The following is a 19,208-nucleotide window of genomic DNA, read 5'->3' as shown; positions in this document are numbered from 1 at the left end:
GGTTTTGCGCTGCGGGTGGGTTAGCTTGGTGACTCTTCATCCAAAAGGGCTGCGAGGGCGGGCTCGTCGAGGATTGTGACTCCGAGGGATTTGGCTTTGTCTAGTTTTGAGCCTGCGGCTTCACCGGCGAGGAGGTAGTTGGTTTTCTTCGAAATTGAGCCGGAGACCTTTCCTCCGTTCTGCTCAATGATGGCTTTGAAGTGATCACGGGATTCGGAGAGGGTGCCGGTGATGACGAAGGTTTTTCCTGTGAAGGTCAGCACCGGCGCGTCGGTAGGCTTTGGTGCGTAGTTTTCAGACTTCGGGTCCAGCCCTAGCTCTGAGAAGCGGCTGATGATGTGTTGGCCGGCTTCGGACTGAAAGAAGGTGAGGATGGATTCCGCTACTGAGGGGCCTACATCGCCGGTGATGGCGTATTGGACGAGGAACTCGTTTTGTTTTTTCGCGGTGGCGCGGGTGTCTTTGACTAGTTCCGCGAGAATGGGTGAGGTGGGTATTTCCGTTAGGGTCTGGTGGAGGCGGGCGAGTTCCTTGGCTGCGGATTCTCCTAGGTGGCGGATGCCCATGGCGAAGAGCCATTTGTTGAGGGGTTTAGAGCGTGCGGCTTCGAGGGAGGAGATGACTTTTGCCGCATTTTTTTCTCCGAAGCGGCGGGGTGATTCTTCGGTGCCCAGATTGAGATTGGCCAGTGTTTCTTCGGTGAGGGAAAATAGGTCGAGCGGGCTGGTGGCGTGGCCGTGACGGACGAGTGCTTCGGCAACGGATTCGCCCATGGAATCGATATCCAAGGCTTTCCGGGCGGCGAAGTGGGTGATGGCCGTGACTGCTTGGGCGGGGCATTCGAAGTTTGTGCAGCGCCAGGCTACGAAGCCTTCCTCCTGGGTGATGGGTGCCTGACAGGATGGGCACTTGCCCTCGACTGCATCGAAGAGAGAGTAGGTTTTTGCGTCGGGATCCGGATCGATGGTTTTTACGATGGCAGGGATGATTTCGCCGGCTTTTTCGACGAGGACTTTTGCGCCGATGTAGATGCCTTTTTTCGTAATTTCATCCTGATTGTGGAGGGTTGCGCGGGAGACGGTGGAGCCGGAAATGAGGACTGGGGTGAGCTCTGCGACGGGGGTGAGGACTCCTGTGCGGCCAACCTGGATGGAAATGGCGTTCAGAGTGGTTTCCTGCTGCTCCGGAAGAAATTTGAAGGCTGCGGCCCAGCGTGGTGCGCGGGCGGTGGCTCCGAGAGTTTCGCGCTCATTGCGGTCGAGAACTTTGATGACCACTCCGTCGGTAGCGTGATCGAGATCGTGACGTTCGGTGCTGTAGAGTTTGATGCCCTCGAGGAGTTCCTCGAGGTTGTGGGCGGTGCGGACGGGGTGGTTTTTCGGGATGGAAACCCTATCCAGTAGCTCATGGAAATCGGTTTCGGCTTCCAGATCGGGTCCGTCGTAGGCGCCGAGGCCGTGGGCGAGGAATGCAAGCGGGCGGGTGGCGACAATGCGGGAATCAAGTTGCTTGAGGGTGCCGGCGGTAGCGTTTCGTGGGTTGGCGAAGGTGGGGAGTCCTTGTTCATCGCGTTCTTCGTTCATGGTGGCGAAGGCGGAGTTGGGCATGAAGATTTCGCCGCGGACTTCGAGGATGGCGGGAGCATCTCCCGTGAAAGTGAGCGGGATATTCCGGATGGTGCGGACGTTTTGGGTGACATCGTCTCCGATGGTGCCATCGCCGCGGGTGGCGGCATATTTCAAGGAGCCATTTTCGTAAAAGAGAGTAACAGCTACTCCGTCGATTTTCGGCTCCAGGGTGACGTCGATGTTTTCGCGGCCCAGATTTTTCTGAAGGCGCTTGTAGAAGGCGATGAGTTCTGCCTCCGGGGTATCGGAATCCTTCAGCTCGAAAACATCGTCGATGCTGAGCATGGGGACAGGGTGGGTAACCTGGGTAAAGGCAGTATTGGGGACTGAGCCTACGCGTTGGGTGGGGGAATTCGGATCGAGAAGGTCCGGGTTGGATTTTTCGAGGTCTTCGAGTTCTCGGTATAATTTGTCGTAATCCGAGTCGGAAATTTCAGGCTCCGCCTGGGTGTAGTAGAGGTGATTATGGTGGTTGAGAAGCTGGTGGAGCTCGGGGACGCGCTTGGCTGGGGAGTCGGAGGTTGGGAAGAGGTCCATTTCTTGCTCGGGCATGGGAAATGGATAATAGAGAGAGTGGCCGGTGCCAAGTGATCAGTGATCGGTGTAAGACTTAGGTTGACTGCGGATTCAGGCGACCGCAGGTTTTCGTCGTTGAGTGCAGTGAATTACAAGATCGGGAATGAGAAGTTGGTGAAGGTGCTGGATAACGCTTCCGTGCATTTGCGTGGTCTGCTGGAAAAGCAGGGCCGTGCGGATGGTGGGTTGCGGATTGCGGTGATCGGCGGCGGATGCTCTGGGCTCCAATACAAGATGGATCTGGTGGATGGGCCGCGGGACCGGGATATTCTGGTTCCGAGCAATGGGGTGAATGTGGTGATCGATCCGAAAAGCGCGCTTTTCGTGAGTGGTAGTGAGTTGGATTTCTCGGATGATCTGCAGCAGGGTGGCTTCAAGGTGACGAATCCGAATGCGGTGGTGACCTGTTCCTGCGGGGAAAGTTTTGCGGCTTAGGCTATGAATGCTTTTGAAAGTCTGGGATTGCCGGTGGGGTTGGTGATTTCCGATGAGGAGATCCGTGAGGCTTTCCGGAAAAGAGCGGCGGTGGCGCACCCTGATTCGGGAGGCGACGAAGTGGAGTTTTCCACGATGCAGGCGGCTAGAGAGGTTTTGCTGAGTCCTGCGGGGCGGGTGAAGGAATGGCTGGCGGCGCAGGGGCTGGAGGTTGATGCGCGCGGGCAGATCGAGGCTGGGCTGATGGATCTTTTCCAGAAGGTGGCGGAGTGTGGGTCCGCTGCTGAGGCAGCGATCAAGGAGGGCCAAGTGGCACAATCCGCGCTGGCCAAGGCGATGGCGGAGGTGAAACTAATGAGCCAACGGGAGCGAGTGGAAGAGCTGATCGCTCAGGTGGAGGGTGAGATTACCTCAAGGGTTTCTGCTTTTCCTGAAGTAGAGACCGGGGGTAAAGATGCGGCCAAGGTGATGCGTGATCTGGTTTTTTTGGAGAAATGGCGCGGGACGCTGAAGGGTATCTACGGGCGCTTGATGTAAGGATTGCTGGATTATGAGAAAAGAGTGGTAGGTGCTGGAAAGATTAGACAAACATTCGTGATGCTTGTGCCACCCAACGCTTAATATCGAGCTCAGCCTTCCAATTTTTATTGTCCTTTGATCCATATAGATAAATCCTTGGGTTCAAACAACTCCGATAGATCTCTTCTTCCCGATCTCTGTCGAATGTGAGTTGCTTCGCATGGATAATTTTATTGCACGATTCTCTTAGGTTTAAGTCAGTCTGCTCTGATTTTTCTTTCTTAAATAGTGAACCTACAGTTACCAAAGATGCATGGGAGGAGATCCCGTGGTTTTTCTGAAATAGATCGTCTTTCATTCTAATTAGGACCGCCGATTCAATAAGCAATCGTGTAAGAAGCTCCTCTTCGTGGCTATCAAGTAGTGTCCTAAAAGGACATCCAATTTCGTCATTACATTCGTCAGATATGCCTCGGCTGGCTAGGAATAGAGACAAGATGACATACAGCTTCTCGTTGGCTGACGCCGAATCAATCTGAGGGCAGCTTACATTACTGAATTTAGACTCAGACATTTGGGGTGTTTTTCGACGCTGAAATATCTATTGAGCCTTTACGCTGCGGGTGTATTCGGAAGTTTGGGCGAGGTAGTAGAGGGTGCCGCTGCCGCCGATGATTGCCAGGAGGATGATTAGGGTAAACAGGAGGAAGAAGAAGGATTTCATGGGGAGGAGGATGGCAGTGGGTTGGGGGGATTGGCGAGGGGAAAGCTCAGGTGATGTGGGAACGAAAAAACGGCCACCTCCTTGCGGGGGCGGCCGTTGGTAAATCAGTGATCTATAAAGATTACTTGGAGAGGTAGCCGGAGACACCTGCGTGATCCGCAGTCATGGCGTCGGAACCTTTTTCCCAGTCCATCGGGCAAACTTCCCCGTTGGATTCGAAGTGCTGGAGGGCATCGACAACACGGAGGCATTCGCGGATTGAGCGGCCGAGTGGCATGTCGTTGATGACCTGATGGCGGACGATGCCTTCCTTATCGATGAGGAAAAGACCACGATAGGCTACGAGCTCTCCGGTGACGACGGATTCGCCGAATTCGTTAACTTCGAAATTGCCTGCGAGGACGTCGTAGTCTTCGGAGATGGTTTTGTTGATGTCGGCTACGAGCGGGTAGGTGACGCCTTGGATGCCGCCTTTGTTCTTGGGAGTCTGGAGCCAAGCCCAGTGGGAGAATTCAGAATCCGTGGAGCAACCTACGACAGCTACGTCACGGGATTCGAACTCGCCGAGTTCCTCCTGGAAGCGGTGGAGTTCGGTAGGGCATACGAAGGTGAAGTCCTTCGGGTAGAAGAAGAATACGACGTATTTTTTGCCGATGTATTGTTCGAGGGAGAATCCTTCGATGATGGTTTCACCTTTTACGGCTTTGGCGGAGAATGTCGGGGCTGGTTTACCTACGAGTACTGGCATGATGATATGGTGCTTGTGGTTTGAGGAGGCGCGCAGGGTGCGGTGCCGGACAGGGGGGTAGCCACGAATGGGGTGCTTGGGCAAGACGTTTTCAAGATGAGGGCAACTGAATAGATATGGAAAAACAGGATGCCATTTGACCGGGTGGGTTTCCGGTGGAGGTTGGGACGTCGATCCGAAAGCTTCGGGAAGAATTTTGCCCGGATGCGGAATGCGATAAACCAGAAACCAATCAAGATTATGACAAAGAAATTAATTTCAGGAGGAACACTGCCAGCCATTACGCTCTCAACCGTCAACGATGGCGAGGTCACATTAGGATCAGTGAAAAAGCAGGGAAACTGGCAGATTGTGACGATCTATCGTGGGCTGCACTGCCCGGTTTGCCATGAGTATCTGACACGGATGGAGGAACTTAAGGATGATTTTACCAAGCTGGATGTGGAGCTTCTCACTGTCTCCGGAGATCCGCTGGAGAAGGCGCAAAAAATGGTGGAAGAGCACAATCTAACGATTCCCGTGGCATATGATCTGAGTATTGCGCAGATGAAGGAATTGGGGCTCTACATTTCCGAGCCTCGCAGCAAGGAGGAGACGGATCGGCCTTTTGCCGAGCCTGCCACCTACGCTTTGAATGCGGATGGCAAGCTTCAGCTCATTGAAATTTCCAATACTCCATTCAACCGCGCGGATTTGAGCGAGCTGGTGGAGAGTGTGGAGTGGATCAAGGAGAATGATTACCCAATCCGCGGAACTTACGAATAAGCGGCTTATTTAAGGCGGAGCAGGGCGGCGAAGGCGCCGTCCGTGCTGTGCTTCTCAGGGGTGATCTGCACGGATTTCTCCAGGACGAGTTCCGGGTGCTTTTTGACGAAAGCCTGGACCAGTTCGATGTTCTCCAAGTCCTCGATGGAGCAGGTGGAGTAGACGATGCGGCCACCCGGCTTGAGGCAGGAGAGAGCGTTTTCGAGAATTTCTGTCTGGATGGTGCCGAGGTCTTCGATGTCCTTGGTCTGGAGGCGCCAGCGGACGTCCACGCGGCGGCGGATAACGCCGGTATTGGAACAAGGGACATCGAGAAGGATGGCATCGAAGGTGCCGTGGAGGTGTGCGGGGGCTGGTTTGCGCCAGTCGTGCACGAACATTTCATCAGGAGTGATGTGAAGTCGCTTGAGGTTATCCTCAAGACGCGGGATGCGTTTGTCGTTGGAATCAGTGCAGACGAGCCCTTTTCCTCCGCCGAGTGCTGCGGCGATTAGGAAAGCTTTTCCGCCTGGGGCGGCGCAGGCATCCAGGACCTTTTCGCCAGGTTGCGGAGCGAGAAGCTCCACGCAGTGGCGGGTGGCTGGGTCCTGAATGTAGACATCGCCGGAGGCGAGGAGAGCGGTGGGAATTTTGCCTTCCAAAAGGTAGTAGTCAGATGCGTGCTTGAGTTTCTTGCCAGGGAGGTCTTCCGGGGTGTTTGCTGAAAGAGGATTGGTGCGGAAATAGGTTTCAGCGGGCTGGTTGTTCCACTCCATGATGGCGATTGCGCGCTGTTTCCCGAAGGATTTCCGCCAACGGTTGAAGAGCCAATCCGGGTGCGAGTAAAGGACTGGTGCCGGGAGGTCATCGAGATCCTCCATGAGCTTCTTGCGGTTGGTGATGGCTTTGCGCAGGCAGGCGTTGATGAGAGAACGGACCGGGGCTTTGCCTGCTTCGACGGTTTCATTGACTGCGGCGTGGTCGGGGATCTGCAGGATGAGGATCTGGCAGAGTCCCACACGGAGGACGTCGCGGGTTTCCGCATCGAGCTTGCCCTCGCGGAGTGTGCTTATCCAGTGGTCCAGAAGGCGGCGATGGCGGAGAACGCCGAAGAGGATGGCCTGAAGAAGCCCACGATCCGAGGCAGAGAGTTTCCGGCGCTGGGAGTGGCGCTCGACAAGGGATTCCGCATAGTCGTGGCCTTTCGCCCAGGCACGGAGGGCGGAGACGGCGGCTTGGCGGACGTGGAAATTTTTAGCAGGCACGGTGGTCGGTGAGTTCTATTATGAAGAGGAAGAGAGGGAGCTAGATAGCTGTGAGGGTATCGATGAGCTCCGGGGACAGGAAGTCCTGGCCGTGGATGATGTGATCGAGGAGTGGCACGTCTGTGAGTGACTCGATGATGCCTTTATTGGTGATCATAGGGGTGTCCATCTCGTCCTCGAGTTGGTTGAGGATGATACCTGCGCAGGTGAGACCTTTAGCGCGGATGGCGGCGATGGTAAGGAGGATGTGGTTGAGCGATCCGAGGCGATTTGAGGCGACAAGGATGATTGGCAGAGCGAGGTCTTTGGCTAGGTCTGAAATGAAGTATTTCTCGGTGATGGGGACTTCCCAGCCGCCTGCTCCTTCCACGAGAATAGGGGAGTATTTTCCTGCGATTTCCTTATAGGATGCGAGGATTTCCTGTGGGTCGATCGTGGTGTTTTCCAGAAGGGCGGCTACGTGTGGGGCAAGGCCGGAGTGGAAATGCATCGGGTTGATCTCATCGATATCGAGGCCGCCGGAAGCTTCCGCGAGGAGGGTGGCGTCATCGCGGTCTCCGCAGGAAATAGGTTTGTAGCCGATGGCGTAGGTGCCTTCCGCGCGGAGGGATTCGATGATGAGCTTGGTGACGTAGGTTTTCCCTACTCCTGTGTCTGTGCCGGTAATGAAGAAGTTCACTGTATGGGAGGGAGCTTGCAGGTGGGGTGTGGGTCAAGCGTAGAAGGGGCTGTGGTGGTGTTTTCTCTTCGACCGAGGAGGGTGAATCTGTTTATTTTGCTGCTGTGCCACATTGCCCGTACTGCCAGACTGCTATTCCCCAAGATGCTGCCGAGTGTGCGGGGTGCATGCTTACGTTTCCGCGAACCATCGCACTGGTGGGCGCAACGCCGCGGCTGAGTCCGGTGGTGGCGGATACGACGGCACAACTGAGAAGCGGGGAGGCGGGGAAAATCAGCAAGCGGATCGGTAAGATACAGCGCCGTTTTCCGCAGGTTCTTGTGCAGGTGGTGATGCACCGTTTTCCGGAAGAGCACCCGTTTCCGATGCATGCTTTCTGGCTATTCAATGCGGGGGCGTTCGCTGGAGAGGGGAAGCGTGGGAAAAACAACTTCGCGCTAATGATCGCAATTGACCCTTACCGGAAGGAGGCGGCAATCGTTCCGGGTTATGGGCTGGAGCCTCTACTCAAGGAGGAGGCGCTCTATCACCTGCTGGAGATGTCCGGTCCCGCTTTCCAATCACGGAAATGGGAGCTGGGGTTGGAGGTGCTGCTCGACGGGCTGGAACAGCTACTGGATACGGTGTCTGTGACGGAAGAAGAGGGTGTGGCTACCGGAGGGGATTATTGAGGAGATGAAAGCGCCCAAAAGCTACGATTTTGCAGATGTGTTTTTCGAAACCCTTGGTTCGACATTCGGCAGGGTAGCGAGCTGTGTGGTTGCGGTTCTTGCAGGAGGTGCGGCAAGTGGTGTGGTGCTGGGTGATTTCTCGGTGGAATCCGTATGGGCCGCGATTGCTCTGGTTTCCATGACTCCGATCCTAGTCTTTGTGGCCCCGCTGGCGTTATTGATTGTGCCGTTACTACTCTTGTTCGTGATGCTGTATGTTCGGTATGAGCTGCCTTTTTGGACCCTGCTGATTCCGATGGGGATGGGAGGGTGTTTAAATGCTCTTTTTATTTCCGCAATCAAGTAGGAGGTTACGCGAAGGCTTTTAGGAACCCTACTTCGAGGGCGAGAGGCTCCGAGGCGTTTGTCTCGAGTGTCCGTCGGAGTGATTCGAGTGCGTCGAGACGTTTGGCGATTTGGAAAATGGATTCGGTCTCGGCTATTTTCTGGAGATGAGCGGCTGAGGAGGGGAAGTCGAGTCCGCCGGACTTTGTCTTGATGCGGATGAGGTCTGCCAGCCAAGCCAGGATGACATCAAGATAGCGGTTGCGGGCCTCGAGATAATCCGCCTCTGCTCCGGCTTTGTGAAAGTCTTCCCGTTCCTTGAGCCATGAGCCGTCCGTACCATCCCGATAAGTGGCGATTTCTTCCTTGAGGGCTGCTTTTGCGACGGCTTCCGCGTTGGTTTTCTGTTCTGCGAGGAAATCGGTAAAGACGGCTTTGAGACGAAGTGCGGTGATGGGGTTTCCGAAGCCGTTCTGGGAGGCTTGGTCGAGAGCGGCGACGAGCTCGGTGCCGCCTTCCGCTGATAGGGCGTGACCTCCGGTGAGTTTTACTTGAACGCAGCGTGAGAGGATGGTGGGGAGGAGGCGCTGGGGACGGGTGGTGAGGAGGATGAGGAGTGTCTGGTCCGGTGGCTCCTCGAGGGTTTTTAGGAATGCGTTTTCCGCCTGTTCGTTCATGCGGTCAGCATCGACGATGATACCGACTTTGGTTTCTCCGCGCGGGGCGGCGAGCTGAAGGGTGTGCTCCAGATCGCGGATTTCCTTCACGGAGATGCGGCGGCTTTTCGAGCGGGGTCGGATGATGCGGACCCAGCCGCTTTCCTGATCATCAAGCGGGGGGATGATTTCCTCGACGGGCTCTCCGAAGAGGTCCATCCCGCTGTCCTCCTTTTTATTTACCAATGAGATGAGGCGGGAGGCGAGGTGTTCCTTGCCGCAGCCGAGGGCGCCGGAGACTAGAAATGCGTGTGCCAAGCGCTTTCTTTCGTGGGCGGAGGAGATGAGTTCGAATGCTTTATCGGCTGTTTGGGACACGGGCGGGACAATGAGTGAAGGGGTAAACGGTGGCAAGCAGACAACGGGCAATACCGGTGGATAGGATGGGGAGGAGAAGGAATTCCGTGCGATCCCTATTCGCTTTTTTCGCTAATTCACATAGTGTGACGATCATTGTTTTCCACGAAAAAAAATGAACATACGAACCCTACTTCCAGCTCTTTTGATTTTTTCCACAGCTCTCCTGCAGGCTGGTCCGGAGAAGATAATTGTCTCTGGAGCAACCTATCATATTCTGAGGGTGCCGGCGGAGGTTGTCCGCATTGTTTGGAAAGATGATTCAGGGAAACCTCTACGTACAATTCCTATGGCGGCGAGGTATTTCAAGGGGCAAGGGGTGGCGGTGGAGAGCCTGATGAATGGTGGGATATTCGAGCCCGGTGGGATTCCCAGCGGACTTCTCGTTCAGGACGGACAAGAGCTAAGGCCGGTGAATATGGACAAGGGATACGGGAACTTTTTCCTGAAACCGAATGGGATCTTTCTGATCTCCACGAGTGGTGCGGCAGTGATAGAGACCGGTGAGTATCCTGTGAAAGACATGGAGGTAAGGTATGCCGTGCAATCAGGTCCGTTATTGATGCGGGAAGGAAGGATCCATCCGGCATTTAACCAGAAATCGGAGTCCAGGCTGCATCGAAATGGTGTGGGCGTGGACAAAAACGGGAATGTTGTATTGGCAATCTCCGATTTGAATTCAAAGAAATTCCCGAACCTTTATGAGTTTTCGGAGCTCTTTCGCTCCCTCGGATGTAAGGACGCGTTGTTCCTGGACGGCGATATCAGTCAACTGCGCTCTGGCGAGCAACTGGAGGAGCGTAGCAACCAGTTTGGTTCAATGATCGGTGTTCTGGAGTTACCGAAGTCAGAATAGGACCGTTGTTTCAATCCGTTCGATAAGGGATCAGTCCTCGTCCGCGAAGATGTTGTTCATCGAGGCGAAGAAGTCGTCGAGGTCATCGGAGGACATTTCGACGTTCTGGATTTCATCGAAGGTGCTGTGTTCGATGTATTTATCGTCGAGTTCGGGGATAAATGATGAGGACTGGCAGCCGGTTTTTTGACCCCATTTCATACGCACGTTGCAGTAGGTGAGGGTCAGGGATTCCTGGGCGCGGGTGATACCCACGTAAAGGAGGCGGCGTTCCTCGTCTTTTGTTCCTTCGGCGACGCTGCGGAAATGGGGGAGGTAGCCTTCTTCCAGGCCAACGAGATACACGATGGGGAATTCCAGACCTTTGGATGCGTGGAGTGTGATGAGGGTGGCTCCTTTTTTCTTTTCCAAGTCATCGTCCTCGCGGTCTGAGTTCAGTGCGGATTCGTCGAGGAAGGATTGGAGTTTTTTGCCTTTCTCGATGTGCTGGCGGAGGGAGTCTTTTACCGATTGGATGGCTTCGCCGCGTTGCTGGCGTTCGGTGTCGTTTTTGCAACCACGCTCCAACCAAGGGAGGTAGTCCATCTCCACCAGAAGTTCTGTTAGGACTTCCGCCGGGTTTTGTTTCTCCAGATCGATCTTGTTTTTGGCAGAGGAGATCAGGGCGACGAAGTCTTCGATGGAGGTGCGTGCTTTTGCTCCGAGATCGGTGGTGAAAAATGGATCGCAGAGGGATTGCCAAACTGAGTGGCCACGCTCGCGGGAGTGGTCCGTGGCGAGGATGGCGGTGGCTTGCCCTATGCCGCGGTTCGGCGCGTTGAGGACACGGAGAAGGGGGATGTCGTTTTCGGGAGAAACAAGGAGTGCGATGTAGGCAAGGATATCTTTGATTTCGCGTCGATCGTAGAAGGATTGTGCGCCGACCATGCGGTAGGGGATTTTCCGATCGCGGAGGGCGAGTTCCAGCTTACGGGATTGGCCGTTTGTGCGGAAGAGGATGGCGAAGTCTTCCCATTGGCGGCCGTGTGCGGTTTTTTCACCGAGCATTTCATCCGCGATGAAATCGGCTTCCTCATCGTCTCCCGGCATGGCGACGATGCGAACGTTGTCGCCGTTTCCGCGGGTGGATCGGAGGACTTTTTCGCGGCGACCGATGTTGTGCTTGATGAGGGAGTTTGCGGTGTGGAGGACGGCTTCCGTGGAGCGATAGTTTTCCTCGAGACGGATGATTTTCGGATCCGGGAAAAAGCGCTCGAATTCGAGGATGTTGGCGACTTCCGCACCACGCCAGCCGTAGATGGACTGATCGTCATCACCAACGACGCAGACGTGGTAGGGAGGGCCTACGAGTTGCTGTAGGAGACGCATCTGCAGTGAGTTCGTATCCTGGAACTCATCGACGGTGACGCGGCTGTAGATGCTTCTGAAATGGTCCCTGACGTCGGAGTGCTCACGGAGGACCTTTTCCGCCAAGAGCAGCAGGTCATCGAAATCAACGGCGTTTTGCGCGCGGAGTTCGTTCTGATAGGCAACGGCGAGTTGGGAAAAAAATTCGTCGGGAAGATCGTCGACTTCGACCCCTTTATTTTTGGCTTTGGAGATTTCCGTGAGGACGGTTTCGGCTTTAATTTTCTCATCGGTGCCACCCATGCGGACGAGTAGCTGTTTCATGATTCCGACCTGGTCCGAGTAGGCGGTGATGGTGAAATTCTTCTTGTAGCCGAGCTTGTCGATACCGCCGCGGAGCAGGCGGACGCAAAGGGAGTGGAAAGTGCAGACGGTCATCTGACCTGCTGCTTTTTTGGAAACCATGCCGCCGATACGCTCCTTCATTTCGGAAGCAGCTTTATTGGTGAAGGTTACGGCGAGTATTTCCGCAGGGTCTACGCCGCGCTCCAGCATATGTGCGATCCGGCAGGTGACGGTGCGCGTTTTACCTGTTCCTGCACCGGCGAGAATCATGACCGGGCCGTCCAGGGCGGATACGGCTTCCCGTTGTGCGTGGTTGAGTGAATCAAATGCGAAGTCGTTAGCCATGAGCGATGGGACTCAACAGGGGGCGGGTGTGTTTTGCAATCGCTTAGAGAAGGCAGGGCAAAATTTGAGCTGAAGACTGGATTTTACCGGATTCTGGTCAAGGAACTTGGATTTAGAAAAAACAAAAGCCGCACCGATCAGTGATCGGTGCGGCTTTTGCGCTGAACTAAACATGTGAACGATTCAAAGATCAGAATGAAGACAAGCTGAGTTGTTCTTCACTCTGAATTTTGAATAATTCAGAGTTTAGGATGCGGCTGAGTAGGATGGTGCCTGGATGGTTCTTGATTGCTTGGAACCGCCGGTGGAGATGTAGCTTTCCTGATCCACAGTGATAATTTTGAGACCCATGTAGTAGGACTCGTGGAGGGTAGTTACCGACTCTTCTCCGAAGGCTTCGCTAAGATGCTGGCGGAGGAGTTCTGATTCTTCACGTCCGAGGTAGAGGAAGGCTGGTGTCTTACCAGTCTCGGAGCGGTCACGGATCAATCTCGCGATTGCGAATGTATCCCAGGTTTTCTCCATGCGGAATGCCGTGGCATGCGCGTAGAGGTCCGGGTATGTGGTGCTGTTAATTGCCTGTTTCATAGGGTGTGTTGTATACGTTTTCTTGCTTAGCAATGGTTATGCCAGCCGATTGTCTAACTACATTTAAGTAATTTCGTCTGTCATTTACGTCACGCGTTTCAGTGCTTTATCAGCAAAGTGAAATTTGTGTGTGGCGTGGGTTGACTCTTTCGGGCACCCGTCTGAATAATCCCGCCACTAAACGCCTTTTAGGAAAAAATTATGGAAAATGTTATTATCATCGGAACTGGATGCGCGGGGTATACCGCGGCGATCTACACGGCAAGGGCGAATCTTGCACCGCTCATGCTTTCCGGGACACAGCCCGGTGGCCAGTTAACCACGACTACAGAGGTCGAGAATTTCCCGGGATTCCCCGAGGGAGTAATGGGTCCGGACATGATGATGAACATGCAGAAGCAGGCGGAGAAGTTCGGTGCACGCATCCAGTATGCGACTGTGGAGGGAATCACGAAGGAGACCGATGGCACATTTACCGTCAAGGCCGGTGGAGAGACGCTGAAGTCGAAGACGATCATCATTGCGACAGGTGCCGCACCGCGTCACTTGGGTCTGCCGAACGAGAAGGATTTGATCGGCCGCGGACTGACTTCCTGCGCAACTTGCGATGGAGCTTTCTACCGTGATGTGCCGGTGGCCGTGATCGGTGGTGGTGACAGTGCCTGTGAAGAAGCGGGCTTCCTGACACGGTTTGCCAGCAAGGTGTATCTGATTCATCGCCGCGATGAGCTGAGAGCTTCCAAAATCATGGCGGAGCGCGCTCTGGACAATCCGAAGATCGAGCCGGTCTGGAATAGCGGTGTCACCGAATACCTGACGAATGACAAAGGCGAGATGAGAGCGATTACGCTGAAAAATCTCGTGGATGGCTCCGAGAGCGAGCTGGAGGTGGAGTGTGTGTTCGTGGCGATCGGTCACGTGCCGAACAGTAGCTTTGTAAGCGGTCTGGTGGATCTGGATGAGAATGGCTATATTCTCCAGACTCCGGGTAGGACGTCCACGAAGACTGCTGGCTTATACGCTGCGGGTGATGTGGCTGATCACTTCTACCGCCAGGCGATCACCGCTGCGGGCCAGGGATGTGCAGCCGCGCTTGAAGCCGAAAGGTATCTGGCGGAAATGGAGTGAATCTCCTGACTCGCCAAAAGGTTTAATAATCCGCCTGCTGATTAAGAATCGGTTGGCGGATTTTTTTTCTAAATTTCAGGACCCTGCTTGAGGACTTTGAAAACCTCCGGTGGAACGTAGCGCTTTACGGTTTCCTCCCAGCCTTCGGGGCCGGTAAGGGATTTGATCATGCTGGATGAGAGCTCTGCGATATCACGGGGGGGCATGAGGAATACGGTAGTGATTTCGGGAGCCATGTCTGAATTGATATGGCGCATAACCCGCTCGTATTCGTAATCGTTCGGCGAGCGGATTCCGCGCAAAACGTAGGCTGCATCATGGATTTTCGCGTATTCCACTAGGTAGCTATTGTCGAAATGTGCGACTTCGAGTCGGTCACTTTTCGGAACAGATGCGCGGAGCATTTCCAGTCTTTCCTCTACGGTGTAGGAGTAGGATTTCAGTGGATTACTGCCGATGGCCACGATGAGGCGATCGAACATTTCGAGGCCGCGTTTGATCATCCATAGATGACCGTTGGTGGGTGGATCGAAAGAGCCGGCGTAGACAGCGATGCGCATGAGAGGGGAATCCTAATCAGTTAATCGCAATTTCTAAACGCTAATAACCGGAAAGTTGGTTCCCTGATTGAGGGCATGGATGGGTGCGGTGGTATCGGCGTTGAAGGTGTATGACTGGGCCAGAGTTTGGTTGAGATAGGATTTCGCGGTGGAGATGGAGGAGGATAGATCGTTTCCTAGAGCGAGATTGGCTGCGATGGCGGCAGCGAATGTGCAGCCGGTGCCGTGGGAGGCTTTGACATCGAGGCGGGGGGAGGAGAAGTCTTCGGTTTTTCCATTTTCCGATAGGATATCCGTGCAAACCGATTCGCCAAGGTGGCCGCCTTTCAGAAGTGTGGCGCAGCGGTAGGTGGAGGAGAGCTCCAGGGCTGCGCTGCGCATCTGGGCTTCGGATGTGATTTTCCGGCCGAGCAGGACTTCGGCCTCCGGGAGGTTCGGGGTGATGAGGTGGGCTTTCGGAAGAAGCTGGGTTTTGTAGGTTTCAATGGCGCTGTCCTCCAGGAGGCTGGCACCGGTGGAGGCGATCATGACTGGATCTATGACTAGTTTGATCTCCGGGTGGTCCGCGAAGATACGGGAGATAGTTGCGACGAGCTCCGCGGAGCCGAGCATTCCGGTTTTTATAACGGTGAGTGGAAATGATTCAATCATGAGGCGCACTTGGTCCTCGACCATTTCGGTGGATACGAAATCGACCCTGCGGACGATATTTGCGGTTTCCGAGACGATACAGGTTACGGCGGTGAGACCGTGGAGACCGAAGTGCTGAAAGGTTTTGAGGTCTGCCTGAAGTCCTGCGCCTGCGGAGCAATCCGAGCCGGCGATAGTGAGAATGGGGTGCATGATGAGGTGGATTCTAAGGTCGGTTTCAAATTTTCTAAACCGTAATGGTTGGAGGATATAGTGATTGTTTCTTGATTCTTCAGAAAGGGAGGCTTGAATTGTATCTATGCCCAATGACATTCAGGAATCTACTGGCCTCCGCGTGAAGGTGGATGATGTCATTTATATGCCCAGCCTCGATGCTCCGGCGGATCGGCCGCATCCGTTTGTATATTTTATCTCCATTTTCAATGATTCTCCGGTTCCTGTGACGATCCGTGCGAGGAAATGGGTGGTGGTGGAAGAATCCGGAGAAACTACGGTCGTGGAAGGTGATGGCGTGGTGGGACAGCATCCGGTGATCGCTGCCGGCGAGCATTTTTCCTATAATAGCTATCATGTAGTGGCCTCCAAAGCAGAAGCTTCCGGAGCGTTTTTCGCGGAGACGGCTGCTGGTGAGATAGTGTATGCGAAGATCCCTACATTCGTGCTGAAAGTGCCCGGTTGGGCATGACGAAAATGGCTGTGGATTTTTCTGGTGGAAAGCTGAATTAAGGGCATTTTCCGCTTCACGCAAAACAAGCCAGCCATCCACCTCCAGCAGATTCTCGATGGCATTAGGCAGCGGGGCTTCGCGATTTTGCCCGGGTTTCTCGATGAGGATGTGGCCTCGGAGTTAGGGCGGGGAAGTCTGGAATCCTGGAAAGAAGGTGAATTCCGCAGAGCTGGCGTGGGGACAGGCAGTGATTTGAAAATCCGCGAGGATATCCGGACTGATCATGTGATGTGGCTGGCGGATAGCGAGCTGACAGAGCCCCAGCAAAGCTATCTTGCGGAGCTGGAGGGAATACGGCTGGCGCTGAACGAGAATTTTTTCCTGGGTCTGGTCGATTTCGAGGGACATTTCGCGGTGTATCCCGAGGGGGCTTTCTATAAGCCACACCTGGATAGGCATAAGAACTCTACGGCCCGTCTACTTACTGTGATTCTTTATTTGAACGAGGACTGGCAGCCGGGAAATGGTGGTGAGCTGAAGATCTGGACTACTCCCGGTGAAAAAGAAGGTGAGCACCTGATCGTGGAGCCGCGAATGGGCACTCTGGTCTGCTTCCTTTCCGAGGACTTCTGGCATGAGGTCCTACCTGCGAAGAAGACCAGGACGAGCATCACCGGATGGTTCCGTGAGCGGGGCTAGAGTAAGTTCACTCAGATGGCGGCTTCCGCAGATTCTTCTTGATGGAGAGTTTCCGTTTATCGGCGACGGAGCGTTGCTTTGATCTGCGAGAACGCCGACGTTTCTGCCGGCGGGTTTTCTCGATTGCCTGGGTTTTGGCGGATGCCTTTCCGTTGGCGATGGAGTCGAATTGATCGCAGAGCTCGCGGCGGGCGAGAAAGCGGTTCATTTCTCGCGAGCGCTCGATCTGGCATTTGATGGCGATGCCGCTGGGGATGTGTTTCAGGAAGACACAGCTGGAGGTTTTGTTGATTTTCTGGCCGCCGGCGCCGGATCCGCGTACAAATTTTTCCAGGAGATCCGCGGGATAAATCCCCAGGGAAGCCATGCGTTTCTCCAGCGCTGCTGATTTTTCTGGAGAGGGAAGGTTCATGTTTTCAGCTGCTTTTCAGCAAATAACGCGAGGACCAGATGTAATTCCAACCTGAAATGACGGTGAGTGCCACTGCCAGAGTGAGGCTGACAGGGAGGAGCCATCCGCCTTCCGACATCGGGCGTGTGAGTGAATGAAGGAATGTGAGCGGCTGCTGAAGGGTCGGGATAGTTTCCAGTGTGAGCCAGATTAGTGCGGAAATGATGTAGGTGAGCTGGAATGTGGTTTTCCATTTTCCCAGCCGATCCGCGGCGAGGACTTCGCCCGCTTCGATAGCGATCTGGCGGAGGCCGGTGACGAGAAACTCGCGGCCGATAATTAGGGCGGTGATCCAGACGGGGCACAGCCCTCTTTCGGTGAGGACGACGAAGGCCGCGCAGACGAGGATTTTATCAGCGAGAGGATCGAGCAATTTCCCGAGAGGGGTTACGAGTCCCATCTTCCGGGCAAGCCATCCATCAAGGAAGTCACTAACTGCGGCTATAATGAACAGGAGGGTTGCGATGGTGTGGGCAGCGGTGCTCTCCCATGCGATGAAGATTATAAAGCCAGCTGTTAGAAAGAGGCGGGATATGGTGATCGCATTTGGTAGGTTCACGTGGGAAATGTGGGGAATTGATGATGAAAAGGCAACAAGGGGTTGCACAGAATGGTGAGTAGTTCTAAATCGTCGCAACCGGTGTTACCGGATAAACTATTATGAGTAAAAGTGACTTTGGACTGATCGGGCTGGCTGTAATGGGCCAGAATCTTGTATTAAACGTGGAATCGAGAGGTTTTCAGGTTTCAGTATACAATCGCACGACAAGTGTGATGTCAGATTGGGTTGCCAAGCATCCTGATAAAAAAATCGTAGGTGAAGTGACTTTGGAGGGATTCGTAGAATCTCTGGCGTCACCACGGAAGATCATGATCATGGTGAAAGCCGGCGGTCCTGTGGATAAGGTGATCGAGTCGCTCATTCCTCTTCTGGATGAAGGTGATATCATCATCGATGGTGGTAACTCACTCTACACGGATACCGAACGCCGCGACAAGTGGCTTGGCGATCTCGGCTTCCGTTTCATCGGTGCTGGTGTTTCCGGTGGTGAAGAAGGTGCGCGCAAAGGTCCATCCATCATGCCAGGCGGCCCTGTTTCCACATGGGATGTCATGAAGCCGATTTTCGAGAGTATTTCCGCGAAGGTGGACGGCGAGCCGTGCGTAACACACATCGGTACAGGTGGCGCAGGTCACTATGTGAAGATGATTCACAACGGCATCGAGTATGGCGACATGCAGCTCATCTGTGAGGCATACAGCATTTTCAAGAAAGCCGGATTCACTCCTGCAGAACTGGCGAAAGTATTCACCGACTGGAACGATGGCGATCTCGAGAGCTACCTTATCCAGATCACTGCGAAAATCTTCGAACAGAAGGATCCAGAAACCGGCGGAGCGCTGGTAGACATGGTTCTCGATACCGCAGGCCAAAAAGGCACAGGCCGCTGGACACTGATCAACGCGGTAGAAAACGCAGTGGTTATCTCAACCATCAATGCAGCTGTGGAAGCCCGTATCCTCTCCTCCATGAAGGACAAGCGTGTGGAAGCCAGCAAGTTCCTAAAAGGACCTGAGGTTGAAATCTCCACCGAGAAGGCGGAACTCGTCAAGAAGGTGCATGACGCGCTCTTCGCTTCGAAAATCATTTCCTATGCGCAGGGTCTCGATCTTATCGCGACCATGGGTGCTGAGAAAGACTGGGGTCTGGACCTTGGTCAGATCGCAGCGATCTGGCGTGGTGGTTGCATCATTCGTGCACGTTTCCTCAACGATATCACCGATGCTTACCGCAAGGATCCAGAGCTGAGCAATCTGATGCTCGCTCCGTTCTTCACCGGTCTGCTCAATGAATTCCAGCAGAACTGGCGTGAGGTTGTATCGATCGCATCGCTTGCAGGTATTCCTGTTCCAGCATTCAGCGCATCGCTCGGCTACTACGATAGCTACCGCAGCGCGGTGCTTCCTGCGAACCTCCTGCAGTCACAGCGTGACTTCTTCGGTGCGCACACCTACGAGCGCACAGACAAGCCTCGCGGCGAGTTCTTCCACACAGAGTGGCCGGAAGTGATCGGCTAATCGGTTGCTGAACTGATATATTTGGAAGGCGGCCGGGAGGATATCCTGGCCGCTTTTTTTGTGCCCTGAAATCAGGAGAAATACAAACTTCCGCTGTTTCCCAAAC

At 54.3% G+C, this 19,208-nt stretch carries 22 protein-coding genes; 10 read left to right on the top strand and 12 right to left on the bottom strand.

What is annotated here, in order from left to right:
* Positions 1-20: 20 nt before the first annotated feature.
* Positions 21-2,165, bottom strand: a complete 2,145-nt coding sequence (gene ligA / locus AAGA79_RS11445; RefSeq protein WP_411825940.1) for an NAD-dependent DNA ligase LigA — start codon at positions 2,163-2,165, stop codon at positions 21-23.
* Positions 2,166-2,279: 114 nt separating this feature from the next.
* Here ligA and AAGA79_RS11440 point away from each other — a divergent pair, with 114 nt between their 5' ends.
* Together AAGA79_RS11440 and AAGA79_RS11435 are read left to right on the top strand one after the other, a co-directional pair.
* Positions 2,280-2,639 (top strand): HesB/IscA family protein, encoded by a 360-nt coding sequence (locus tag AAGA79_RS11440; RefSeq protein ID WP_411825939.1) that lies wholly within the window; start codon positions 2,280-2,282, stop codon positions 2,637-2,639.
* A gap of 3 nt (positions 2,640-2,642) precedes the next feature.
* A complete protein-coding gene (locus AAGA79_RS11435; protein ID WP_411825938.1) occupies positions 2,643-3,176 on the top strand; it encodes a J domain-containing protein in 534 nt (177 codons plus the stop codon).
* 583 nt (positions 3,177-3,759) lie between these two features.
* On the opposite strand, the gene AAGA79_RS11430 is transcribed toward AAGA79_RS11435, so the two are convergent.
* Together AAGA79_RS11430 and AAGA79_RS11425 are read right to left on the bottom strand one after the other, a co-directional pair.
* Positions 3,760-3,882, bottom strand: coding sequence for a hypothetical protein (locus AAGA79_RS11430; protein WP_411825937.1), 123 nt, complete (start codon positions 3,880-3,882; stop codon positions 3,760-3,762).
* A gap of 121 nt (positions 3,883-4,003) precedes the next feature.
* Entirely contained in the window at positions 4,004-4,630 is a 627-nt protein-coding gene (locus tag AAGA79_RS11425) for a peroxiredoxin (RefSeq protein ID WP_411825936.1), read from the bottom strand.
* 240 nt (positions 4,631-4,870) lie between these two features.
* On the opposite strand from AAGA79_RS11425, the gene AAGA79_RS11420 reads away from it, so the two are divergent.
* Positions 4,871-5,395, top strand: a complete 525-nt coding sequence (locus tag AAGA79_RS11420; RefSeq protein WP_411825935.1) for a peroxiredoxin-like family protein — start codon at positions 4,871-4,873, stop codon at positions 5,393-5,395.
* A gap of 5 nt (positions 5,396-5,400) precedes the next feature.
* On the opposite strand, the gene AAGA79_RS11415 is transcribed toward AAGA79_RS11420, so the two are convergent.
* Positions 5,401-6,639, bottom strand: coding sequence for an RsmB/NOP family class I SAM-dependent RNA methyltransferase (locus tag AAGA79_RS11415; protein ID WP_411825934.1), 1,239 nt, complete (start codon positions 6,637-6,639; stop codon positions 5,401-5,403).
* A gap of 40 nt (positions 6,640-6,679) precedes the next feature.
* Positions 6,680-7,318 carry a dethiobiotin synthase gene (gene bioD, locus AAGA79_RS11410; RefSeq protein ID WP_411825933.1) on the bottom strand — a complete coding sequence of 213 codons (639 nt, stop codon included), beginning with the start codon at positions 7,316-7,318 and terminating at the stop codon, positions 6,680-6,682.
* A 167-nt stretch (positions 7,319-7,485) separates the two neighbouring features.
* Here bioD and AAGA79_RS11405 point away from each other — a divergent pair, with 167 nt between their 5' ends.
* Entirely contained in the window at positions 7,486-7,989 is a 504-nt protein-coding gene (locus AAGA79_RS11405; protein WP_411825932.1) for a hypothetical protein, read from the top strand.
* Between the two features lie 4 nt (positions 7,990-7,993).
* The gene (locus AAGA79_RS11400; RefSeq protein WP_411825931.1) at positions 7,994-8,335 is read left to right on the top strand and encodes a hypothetical protein; all 342 of its coding nucleotides are present in this window, start codon (positions 7,994-7,996) and stop codon (positions 8,333-8,335) included.
* 4 nt (positions 8,336-8,339) lie between these two features.
* On the opposite strand, the gene AAGA79_RS11395 is transcribed toward AAGA79_RS11400, so the two are convergent.
* The gene (locus tag AAGA79_RS11395) at positions 8,340-9,347 is read right to left on the bottom strand and encodes a hypothetical protein (protein WP_411825930.1); all 1,008 of its coding nucleotides are present in this window, start codon (positions 9,345-9,347) and stop codon (positions 8,340-8,342) included.
* 154 nt (positions 9,348-9,501) lie between these two features.
* Here AAGA79_RS11395 and AAGA79_RS11390 point away from each other — a divergent pair, with 154 nt between their 5' ends.
* Positions 9,502-10,242, top strand: a complete 741-nt coding sequence (locus tag AAGA79_RS11390; protein ID WP_411825929.1) for a phosphodiester glycosidase family protein — start codon at positions 9,502-9,504, stop codon at positions 10,240-10,242.
* 30 nt (positions 10,243-10,272) lie between these two features.
* On the opposite strand, the gene AAGA79_RS11385 is transcribed toward AAGA79_RS11390, so the two are convergent.
* Positions 10,273-12,279 carry an ATP-dependent helicase gene (locus AAGA79_RS11385; RefSeq protein WP_411825928.1) on the bottom strand — a complete coding sequence of 669 codons (2,007 nt, stop codon included), beginning with the start codon at positions 12,277-12,279 and terminating at the stop codon, positions 10,273-10,275.
* A 246-nt stretch (positions 12,280-12,525) separates the two neighbouring features.
* A complete protein-coding gene (locus AAGA79_RS11380) occupies positions 12,526-12,867 on the bottom strand; it encodes a hypothetical protein (RefSeq protein ID WP_411825927.1) in 342 nt (113 codons plus the stop codon).
* A 201-nt stretch (positions 12,868-13,068) separates the two neighbouring features.
* On the opposite strand from AAGA79_RS11380, the gene trxB reads away from it, so the two are divergent.
* Positions 13,069-13,995: a thioredoxin-disulfide reductase gene (gene trxB / locus AAGA79_RS11375; protein WP_411825926.1), complete on the top strand. Its 927-nt coding sequence runs from the start codon at positions 13,069-13,071 to the stop codon at positions 13,993-13,995.
* A 68-nt stretch (positions 13,996-14,063) separates the two neighbouring features.
* Here trxB and coaD read toward each other — a convergent pair whose 3' ends face one another.
* Positions 14,064-14,555: a pantetheine-phosphate adenylyltransferase gene (gene coaD, locus AAGA79_RS11370; protein WP_411825925.1), complete on the bottom strand. Its 492-nt coding sequence runs from the start codon at positions 14,553-14,555 to the stop codon at positions 14,064-14,066.
* Between the two features lie 33 nt (positions 14,556-14,588).
* The gene (gene thiD / locus AAGA79_RS11365) at positions 14,589-15,398 is read right to left on the bottom strand and encodes a bifunctional hydroxymethylpyrimidine kinase/phosphomethylpyrimidine kinase (RefSeq protein WP_411825924.1); all 810 of its coding nucleotides are present in this window, start codon (positions 15,396-15,398) and stop codon (positions 14,589-14,591) included.
* 106 nt (positions 15,399-15,504) lie between these two features.
* Between thiD and AAGA79_RS11360 the strand changes: the two genes are divergently transcribed.
* Together AAGA79_RS11360 and AAGA79_RS11355 are read left to right on the top strand one after the other, a co-directional pair.
* The gene (locus AAGA79_RS11360; protein WP_411825923.1) at positions 15,505-15,891 is read left to right on the top strand and encodes an ApaG domain; all 387 of its coding nucleotides are present in this window, start codon (positions 15,505-15,507) and stop codon (positions 15,889-15,891) included.
* Between the two features lie 126 nt (positions 15,892-16,017).
* A complete protein-coding gene (locus tag AAGA79_RS11355) occupies positions 16,018-16,572 on the top strand; it encodes a 2OG-Fe(II) oxygenase (RefSeq protein ID WP_411825922.1) in 555 nt (184 codons plus the stop codon).
* A gap of 7 nt (positions 16,573-16,579) precedes the next feature.
* Here the strand turns inward: AAGA79_RS11355 and AAGA79_RS11350 are convergent, their stop codons facing one another.
* Both AAGA79_RS11350 and pgsA read right to left on the bottom strand, forming a co-directional pair.
* Positions 16,580-16,984: a peptide chain release factor family protein gene (locus AAGA79_RS11350; RefSeq protein ID WP_411825921.1), complete on the bottom strand. Its 405-nt coding sequence runs from the start codon at positions 16,982-16,984 to the stop codon at positions 16,580-16,582.
* A 4-nt stretch (positions 16,985-16,988) separates the two neighbouring features.
* Positions 16,989-17,582 (bottom strand): CDP-diacylglycerol--glycerol-3-phosphate 3-phosphatidyltransferase, encoded by a 594-nt coding sequence (gene pgsA, locus AAGA79_RS11345; protein WP_411825920.1) that lies wholly within the window; start codon positions 17,580-17,582, stop codon positions 16,989-16,991.
* A 101-nt stretch (positions 17,583-17,683) separates the two neighbouring features.
* On the opposite strand from pgsA, the gene gnd reads away from it, so the two are divergent.
* A complete protein-coding gene (gnd, locus tag AAGA79_RS11340) occupies positions 17,684-19,102 on the top strand; it encodes a decarboxylating NADP(+)-dependent phosphogluconate dehydrogenase (RefSeq protein WP_411825919.1) in 1,419 nt (472 codons plus the stop codon).
* Positions 19,103-19,208 lie beyond the last annotated feature (106 nt).

It is taken from the genome of Luteolibacter sp. AS25, from assembly GCF_046736275.1.
Taxonomy (GTDB): domain Bacteria; phylum Verrucomicrobiota; class Verrucomicrobiia; order Verrucomicrobiales; family Akkermansiaceae; genus Luteolibacter.
The sequence above is the reverse complement of the archived record's forward strand: the minus strand, read 5'-3'. Positions and strand labels throughout refer to the sequence as shown.